The organism is Micromonospora sp. URMC 105, from assembly GCF_051386295.1.
Lineage (GTDB): Bacteria > Actinomycetota > Actinomycetes > Mycobacteriales > Micromonosporaceae > Micromonospora.
Genome location: NZ_JBPQTL010000158.1, coordinates 1 through 7853, shown reverse-complemented (window position 1 = coordinate 7853; position 7853 = coordinate 1). Strand labels below are relative to the sequence as shown.

Annotated in this window: 10 protein-coding genes; 7 read left to right on the top strand and 3 right to left on the bottom strand. The window is 75.7% G+C overall.

The features are described from left to right. Both ACSNN7_RS28105 and ACSNN7_RS28100 read left to right on the top strand, forming a co-directional pair. A partial coding sequence (locus ACSNN7_RS28105; RefSeq protein WP_436684074.1) for a coiled-coil domain-containing protein occupies positions 1 to 737 on the top strand: 737 nt, incomplete at its 5' end. 117 nt (positions 738 to 854) lie between these two features. Next, positions 855 to 1361, top strand: a complete 507-nt coding sequence (locus tag ACSNN7_RS28100; RefSeq protein ID WP_436684073.1) for a hypothetical protein — start codon at positions 855 to 857, stop codon at positions 1359 to 1361. Positions 1362 to 1376: 15 nt separating this feature from the next. Here the strand turns inward: ACSNN7_RS28100 and ACSNN7_RS28095 are convergent, their stop codons facing one another. Beyond that, complete coding sequence (locus ACSNN7_RS28095) at positions 1377 to 1916, bottom strand: SRPBCC family protein (protein ID WP_436684072.1); 540 nt, start codon at positions 1914 to 1916, stop codon at positions 1377 to 1379. Positions 1917 to 1984: 68 nt separating this feature from the next. On the opposite strand from ACSNN7_RS28095, the gene ACSNN7_RS28090 reads away from it, so the two are divergent. Next, positions 1985 to 2962 carry a 1-phosphofructokinase family hexose kinase gene (locus ACSNN7_RS28090; RefSeq protein WP_436684071.1) on the top strand — a complete coding sequence of 326 codons (978 nt, stop codon included), beginning with the start codon at positions 1985 to 1987 and terminating at the stop codon, positions 2960 to 2962. Beyond that, the gene (gene surE / locus ACSNN7_RS28085) at positions 2959 to 3789 is read left to right on the top strand and encodes a 5'/3'-nucleotidase SurE (protein ID WP_436684070.1); all 831 of its coding nucleotides are present in this window, start codon (positions 2959 to 2961) and stop codon (positions 3787 to 3789) included. The genes ACSNN7_RS28090 and surE overlap by 4 nt, the downstream gene beginning before the upstream one ends. 120 nt (positions 3790 to 3909) lie before the next feature. Here surE and ACSNN7_RS28080 read toward each other — a convergent pair whose 3' ends face one another. Further along, positions 3910 to 4278 carry an STAS domain-containing protein gene (locus ACSNN7_RS28080; protein WP_436684069.1) on the bottom strand — a complete coding sequence of 123 codons (369 nt, stop codon included), beginning with the start codon at positions 4276 to 4278 and terminating at the stop codon, positions 3910 to 3912. Between the two features lie 339 nt (positions 4279 to 4617). Between ACSNN7_RS28080 and ACSNN7_RS28075 the strand changes: the two genes are divergently transcribed. Continuing rightward, a complete protein-coding gene (locus ACSNN7_RS28075; protein WP_436684068.1) occupies positions 4618 to 4758 on the top strand; it encodes a hypothetical protein in 141 nt (46 codons plus the stop codon). Positions 4759 to 4878: 120 nt separating this feature from the next. Next, the gene (locus ACSNN7_RS28070; RefSeq protein ID WP_436684067.1) at positions 4879 to 5280 is read left to right on the top strand and encodes a hypothetical protein; all 402 of its coding nucleotides are present in this window, start codon (positions 4879 to 4881) and stop codon (positions 5278 to 5280) included. Between the two features lie 130 nt (positions 5281 to 5410). On the opposite strand, the gene ACSNN7_RS28065 is transcribed toward ACSNN7_RS28070, so the two are convergent. Further along, complete coding sequence (locus ACSNN7_RS28065) at positions 5411 to 7144, bottom strand: hypothetical protein (RefSeq protein ID WP_436684066.1); 1734 nt, start codon at positions 7142 to 7144, stop codon at positions 5411 to 5413. 174 nt (positions 7145 to 7318) lie between these two features. On the opposite strand from ACSNN7_RS28065, the gene ACSNN7_RS28060 reads away from it, so the two are divergent. After that, positions 7319 to 7853, top strand: a 535-nt coding sequence (locus tag ACSNN7_RS28060) for a BON domain-containing protein (RefSeq protein ID WP_436684065.1), incomplete at its 3' end; no start/stop codon positions are given.

Genomic DNA, 7853 nt, shown 5'->3' with positions numbered 1-7853 from the left:
CGGGGCGGCTCGGGCCGGTGTCGGCGCTGCTCAACAGCAACAGCCCGGAGGGCTTCCTGGACCGCGCGGCGGCGCTGGAGACCGTCGCCAGCAACGAGGACCGGGAACTGCGCAACCTGATCCGCACCCGCGACGAGGCCAACCGCACCCGGGCCGCACTCGACAGAGAGATCGTCGAGGAACGCAAGCAGGTCGCGGTGATGGCCAAGCGCAAGGAGCAGGCCGAGCGGGCGCTGGTGGTGGCCGCCGCCGACAAGCCCGCCGCCCGCTCCGGTGGCGGCACCAACCGGGGCACCTCCACCGCCAACGCGCGGCCGGCGCCGCGCAACCCCGACGGGTCCTGGCCCTCGGAGTCGTGCAGCGTCAACGACCCGACCCCGGCCAACGGCTGCATCACCCCGCGCATGCACAACGCGCTCAAGCAGGCCCAGGCGGCCGGCTTCACCCGGTACGTCTCCTGTTACCGCCCCAGCGGGGCCGGTGAGCATCCCAAGGGTCGGGCCTGCGACTTCGCCGCCCAGAAGAACGGCTTCGGCGGCGACGCCACCGGCGGCGACCGGACGTACGGCAACAACCTGTCCGCGTACCTGATCCGCAACGCCGACCGGCTCGGCGTGCTCTACGTGATCTGGTACCGGCAGATCTGGCTGCCCAGCAGCGGGTGGAAGTCGTACAGCGGGGCGGGCGGCGACCCGTCCAGCGACCACACCAACCACGTGCACCTGTCGGTTAACTAGACCGGCCCGGCGGGGTCCGTCCGGCACGGACGGGCCCCGCCGTACGCGCACCGACGTACGCGCGATGTCGTCGGCCGGCCCACGACGGACCGCGGCGGCCGGACGAGCATCTCCGGCATGAGCCGACTCTCCCCTCACGCCCGCAAGGCCCTGCTCACCCTGCACCTGGTGACCGCGCTGGGCTGGCTCGGCGCCGACCTCGCGCTGCTCACCTTCGGCGTCGCCGGGCTGCGCGGGGCCGCCCCGGGGGTGGTCTACCCGGCGGCGGCGCTGGTGGCCACCTGGCTCTTCGCTCCGCTGAGCGTGCTGGTCTGGCTGGTCGGCGTGGCCAGCGCGCTGCTGACCCCGTGGGGGCTGCTGCGCTGGCGCTGGGTGGTGGTAAAGCTGGTGCTCACCACGGTGATGACCGGCCTGGTGCTGTTCGCGCTGACGCCGAACGTGCGCGCCGCGGCCGGACCGGACGCCACCGCACACCAGCGCGTCGACGTCGTGGTCGCCCCGGCGGTCTCCACCACCCTGCTGGTCACCATGGCCGTGATCTCCACCTGGAAGCCGTGGGGCCGGACCCGTCGCGCCGTCGGGCCGCCCCGCCGGACGGCGGCCACGCCCGCCGGCCGTCGCTGAGCGGGCGTCGGCGGTTCAGTTCGGCACCGGGCCCCCGTCGGCCTCCCGGTCCAGCGCCGCGCCGAGCCGGCTGGCCAGGCCCAGGTGCGCGGCCCGGGCCTGGCGGAACGCGTACCCGAACAGGGGCGCCGGCGCGGAGAGGGTGATCTCCACGTCGATGCGCAGCAGGTCGGCCTCGGCACGGAGCCGGGTGTGGTTGCGCACCGTCGTCCCCGGCTGCTGCCGGGCCACCGTGACGATCTCGTCGTCGGAGACCACCAGGACGTCGGCCTGGTAGGTGACCGGGAAACGCAGCGGTCCCAGCTCCAGCCGGTCGGTGATGGCGTAGCTGGCCCGCGCGCCGGGACGGGTGGGCAGCCGGCGCACCCGGACGATCAGCGGGTGCAGCTCCCCCTGCCGGGCCGGATCGCTCAACAGCGCCACCGCGTCCGCCCGTGAACAGCGCGCCTGCACCGTGTAGCTGAACGACTCCCGCCGGACCACTCCGCCCTCCCACCCCTCGTCGGTCGCCCGATCGTCCCGTACCGCGGCCGGGCTGGCAACGCCGGGCGGCATGACGGTGCCCCGGCGGGGAATCCCGCCCCCCGACGGCCACGGGAGGCGGGCATGGACGGGTACGACGGATGAGCGGGCACGTGATGGTCTTCGCGCCGACGCCGCGGCTGACGGTGACCGTCGAGCAGCCCAGCGAGCAGCCGGAGCTGCACCTGCATCCGGGTGGGCAGGGCGTCTGGCAGGCCCGGATGATCATGTCGCTGGGGGTGCCGGTGGTGCTCTGCACGACGCTGGGCGGCGAGATCGGCCAGGTGCTGGAGCCGCTGCTGGCCACCGAGGGGGTGGACCTGCGGGTGGTACGGCGGGACTCCGGCAGCGGCGGCTACGTGCACGACCGCCGGGACGGCACCCGGCAGGAGATCGTCGACGTGGCCGGCGCGCCGCTGAGCCGGCACGAGCTGGACGAGCTCTACAACCTCTCGCTGGGTGAGGGGCTGCGCGCCCCGGTCAGCGTGCTCAGCGGCCCGAACGAGCCCTCGCTCGTCCCGGCCGAGCTGTACCGCCGGTTCGCCGCCGACCTGGGCGCCAACGGCGGGCGGGTGGTGGTGGACCTCGCCGGCGAGCACCTGACCGCGGTGCTGGCCAGCGGGGTGTTCTTCCTCAAGGTCAGCCACGAGGAGCTGATCGCCGACGGGCGCTCGGCCGGCGCCGAGGACGACGAGCTGACCCGGGCCATGTACGACCTGCACGCCTCCGGCGCGGAGAACGTGGTGGTGAGCCGGGCCGACCGGCCGGCGCTGGCGCTGGTGGACGGGGAGGTGTTCGAGGTGGAGATGCCCCGGCTGGAGGCCGCCGACCCGCGCGGGGCCGGCGACTCGATGACCGCCGGAGTGGCCGCGGTGGTGGCCCGGGGCGGCGACGTGCGGACCGCGATCCGGACCGGCGCGGCGGCCGGGGCGCTGAACGTCACCCGGCACGGCCTCGGCACCGGCCGGCTGGACACCATCACCGGCCTGGTGGACCGGGTCCGCCTGGTTCCCGCCGGCAGCCGGCCGCAGGAACGGACCACCCCGGACGAGCTGGCCGGGCGGGCGGTGGAGCGGTGACGCTGCGGGTGCTGGTGACCAACGACGACGGGATCGCCGCGCCGGGCATCCTGGCGCTGGCCCGGGCGGCGGTCGAGCGCGGCCTGGACGTGGTGGTGGCCGCCCCGCTGGAGGAGGCGAGCGGCACCAGCGCCTCGATGACCGCGGTCGAGAGCGAGGGGCACGTGGTCGTCCGCGACCATCCGCTGCCGGAGCTGCCCGGGGTGCCCGCGTACGGGGTGGGCGGCTCGCCCGGCTTCATCGTGCTGATCGCCGTGCACGGGGCCTTCGGGCCGCCGCCGACGGTGGTGCTCTCCGGGATCAACCGGGGCGCCAACGCCGGCCGGGCGGTGCTGCACTCCGGCACGGTGGGGGCGGCCTTCACCGCCGCCGCCAACGGTTGCCGCGCCATGGCCGTCTCGCTGGACGTGCTCTCCGTCGGCGAGGCCACCGCGGTCAGCGGCGGCGCCGCGGTCTCCGCCGCCGCCCGGGTACGCGACGCGGAGCGGCACTGGGACACCGCGGCCCGGGTGGCGCTGGATCTGCTGCCCCGGCTGACCGCCGGGCCGGTGGAGAGCGTGCTCAACGTCAACGCGCCGGACGTGCCGCACGGGCGGCTGCGCGGGGTACGCCCGGCCACCCTGGCCAGCTTCGGTCAGGTGCAGATGACGGTGGCCGAGTCGGGGCACGGTTTCGTACGGACCTCGCTGGAGGAGCCAGGGCAGGCGGTGCAGCCCGGCACCGACCTGGCCCTGCTGGCCGACGGGTACGCCTCCGTCACCGCCGTCCGGGCGGTCACCGAGGTGGCCGACGTGGACCTTTCCGGGCTGGGCGGGAACCCGAGCTGACCGGAGCGCGGCCGCAGCGGTGCCGGCGCCGCCGGATGGCGGTCGCCACGCCGACGGGCGATGGCCAGGCGTGACCAGCGCCGCACGACGACGGCGCGGTGCCGGCGGGCCAGGGGGCGGTCAGGCGCCGGGAAGGACCTCGGGGGTCGGGGCCCCGGCGCCGGCGAAGTAGGGCTCCGGAGCGCCGAAGAGGCCGAGCAGGCCGGTGACCCAGAGCTGCCGGTGGACGAACCGGCTGGGCTCGGTGACCACCAGCTTGACGCCACTGACCTCGGCGGTCTGGAACCCGGCGACCATCGCGCTGATGCCGACCGAGTCGATGAAGGTGACGAGTCGCATGTTCAGCTCGATCCGGGACGGAAGGCCCTTCGCGAGCACCTCGGCGATCGCCTCACGCACCTCGTACGCGGTGTCGACGTCGATTTCCCCTCGCGGAGCGATCTCGATGACACCACCCGGCAGAACCGACTTCACGATCGACAGGCTCACGCGAGCACCTCCACTCGCCCGTCCACGGGCGCCTCATCAGTACGCGGGCCGCGACCGAGAGTATTCCTCCGACGGCCTCGGTCGCCACCCCCCGGGATGAGCAATTCGCGGAACCGGACGGACCGGACCGCCCTGCCCCGCGTTCTTCCTGGTCCCGTTCACTCCAACGAGCGACCGGGGCCGGCCGCTCCAACCGCTCCAGCGTAGCCGCCCCCGTCCAGTCCGGCCGGAACCCGGTCTCGCCGCGCGCCCGCCCGGCCGCGCCGCGGGCCGGCGGAGTTGCCCGCGCCGCCTAGGGTCGGCGGGCGAGGGGTTCCACCACGACGGAAGGAACGATCGATGCTCAAGAGACTGCTCGGCCTGGCCGGTGTCGGCGCGCTGCTCGCCCTCGTACTGGCCTGCGGCTTCGGCGGCGGGGACGACGACGATGACGACGACGACGATTTCGCCCGCGGCGTCGCGGTGGTCCAGGTCCGCTGAGCCTGCGCCACGGGTTTGGGGCGCGTGGCGGCTGGGCACTGCCTGACAGGCGGACCGTGACGCGCCGCAGACGTCGACGTCCGAAGTGGCCGCAGACTTCGGCACCCCGAGGAGGTACCCATGTTCGGCAGCAACCTGCTGGAGCGCCGCAGCAAGCCGGAGCGGATCGCCGACCAGGCCTGGCAGCAGCTGGTCTCGGCGGTCGGTTCCGCCGGTGACAGCGTCCGCGACACCGCCCGGTCGGTCCGCGACGGCGCCCATCTCTCCGATGCCGGAGACCTGGTGGGCTCGGCGGCGGACGAGGCCCGGCGTCGTGCCACGCTCGCCTTCGACGCGCTCGCCGGGCGTCGGCCGGCTCTGCCGTGGACGCTGCTGATCAGCGCGGCGCTGGTCGGGGCCGCGATCGGCTGGGCCGCCGGTACCGCCGCGCGCGCCGCCGGCAGCCGGGACAGCCGGGCGGTCGACGACATCGAGTTCGTCGACGTGGACCGGCCGAACTCCCCGGTCGGCCTCGACGGCTGACCGCCGGCACACCCGGGGAACGGTCCCCCGGCGGATCGACAGGCGTGGCGGTGTCCGGAACTCCGGACACCGCCACGTCGCGCGGGTGGGGGCCGACCACCCGGACCGACCCGACGGCCCCGCAGGGCGCTCAGCTCGTCGGAGCGAGCCGGTAGACCAGCCCGTCGGCGACCTGCTCGCGGTGGATGCCCAGCCCGTCGACCGGCCGCGCCGCCGCGTCCTCCCAGGGCGTCCCGGCCGCGTACCCGGGCAGCAGCACCACCGTGCGCACCCCGGCGGCCCGCAGGTACGCCACCGACGGCGCGTCCGGGAAGCTCGTCGCGGCATCCCGGATCCGCTGCTGGCTCTCCGGCGTGAACGAGGCGAGCCCGTTGACCGTGCGCGGGAAGCCGTCGGTCGACCAGAGCATCACGTGGTAGTCGCGGATCCCGCCCAGCGGCAGCACCAGCACCGGCCCCGCGACGCCGCGCAGCGCCGCCGGCTGCGCCGGCACCGGCACGTGCGGGGTCCGGTTCACCCCCTCCGCCAGCACCAGCAGCACCGGCAGCACCAGCGCCAGCCGCGTCCAGCGGCGCCAGTCCCCCCGGCCGGCCTCCGCCGGCGACCGCTCCTGAACCGTCAGCGCCCCGGCGGCCAGCACGCCCAGCAACAGCGTCGTCCAGAGCACCAGCCGGCCCGGGGTGCGCAGGGCGTCCCAGCCCGGCAGGTGCCGCATCAGCGTCAGGTAGCCGGGGTCGCCGTCGCCGCCGAAGCTGGTGCCCGCCGCGAGGGCGAGGCTGACCAGCACCCCGACGGCCAACGCGATCCGCTGCCGCAGCCGCCAGACCGAGAAGACCAGCCCGGCCGCGGCCAGCGCGATCAGCACCACGCCGGGCAGCAGGGTCATCTCCCCCGGGAAGCCGAGCGTCGCCCGGGCCGCACCGTGCCGCTCGCCCCAGAGCCAGGACTCGGGCGGGGCGATCAGGAAGCCACGGGCCGGCGGGGAGAACATGTCGACCTGCGCGGCCGTCCGCCGGCCGGCCGGGTGGCGGGCCACCACCTCCAGGTACGGGGCCGCCATCAGCAGGGTCACCCCGGCGAAACCGGTGACCCCGGCCAGGTCGGCCAGGAAGAGCCGGCGCGGGACCGCCGGCCGCGTCCGCCGCCGCCGCCACGTCACGCCGTACGCCACCGCCACGGCGATACAGAGCCCGACGAGGACGTACGCGAAGGGCAGGCCGATGCCGAATCCGAGGGTGATCTGCCAGGCGGCGACCGCCCAGCCCGCCGCCGCCCAGCCCGGGCGGACCCGGTCCGGCCGGTGACCGTGCCGCAGCGACCAGCCGTGCCCCCGGGCCAGCATGGCCAGCGCCAGGGCCACCCCGCCCACGCTGAGCACGTGCAGGTGCCCAGCCTGGGCCAGCTTCCACGGCGCGTACGCGAACGCGGCCCCGGCCACCGCCGACCCCGCCCGCCCGGCCCCCAACTGCCGCGACAGCGCGTACGCCCCGACGAAGGCCAGCGCGTGCACCAGCACGTAGAGCAGGTTGTACCGGACGACGGCGGCCACCGGCCCCTCGCCGACCAGGGCGAACGGGGCGTAGCCGAGCAGGGTGTCGGAGTAGGCGTAGGTGTACGGCTCGGGGAAGAACGTGTTCGAGTGCCACAGGTGCGCGGGGTCGGTCCGCAGGGCGTACCCGCCCCAGGCCACCTGCCACGCCTGCAACGTCGGGTCGCCGGTGTCCTGCGGGATCGTGCCGGCCGGGTCGCGCAGCGTCGGCCAGGTCAGCGCGGCGGCCAGCGCCAGCGACCCGAGCACCACCACGGTCCACTCGTGCCGGGCCACCCGCCACAGCGCCCGCACCGCCCGGCGTACCCCGTCCATCGCTCCCGCCCCTCGCCGACCGCCAGATCGTGCCCGAGCCGACCCCCGGTTGTCGACGCCCGGCATCCGGCCGGTCACCCGGTGCGGGTGACGGCGGTTCATCCGGCGCGGCGACAGGATCGCGGTCGGCGGGTTCTGCCCGCCCCGTGCCCCGATCCCGGGAGGAGTGAGCGCATGGCAAGCGCGACCACCGTCACGCGTACCGACCAGGACATCCAGACCGACGTGCTCGACGAGCTGACCTGGGAACCCCGGGTGAGCCCGGCCGAGGTGGGAGTCACCGTCGCCGAGGGGGTGGTGACCCTGACCGGGCGGGTGGACAGCTACGCCGCGAAGTGGGCCGCGGAACGGGCCGCGCACCGGGTGGCCCGGGTCCGGGCCGTCGCCAACGACCTGGCGGTACGGCTCGGCCCGTCGGCCCAGCGGACCGACACGGAGATCGCCGGGGCCGCCGAGCGGGCCCTGGAGTGGGACGCCTTCGTGCCGGTGGAGGACCTCTCGGTGACCGTCACCGACGGCTGGGTGACGCTGCGCGGCGGCGTCGAGTGGGAGTACCAGCGCCGGGCCGCCGGGCGCGTGGTCGGCCGGCTCACCGGCGTACGCGGGGTCAGCAACGGCATCACCGTCCGGCCGCCCACCCCGCCGAGCGGCGCCGACCTGCCCGACCGGATCGTCGACGCGCTCGCCCGCAGCGGCGCCACCGAGCCGG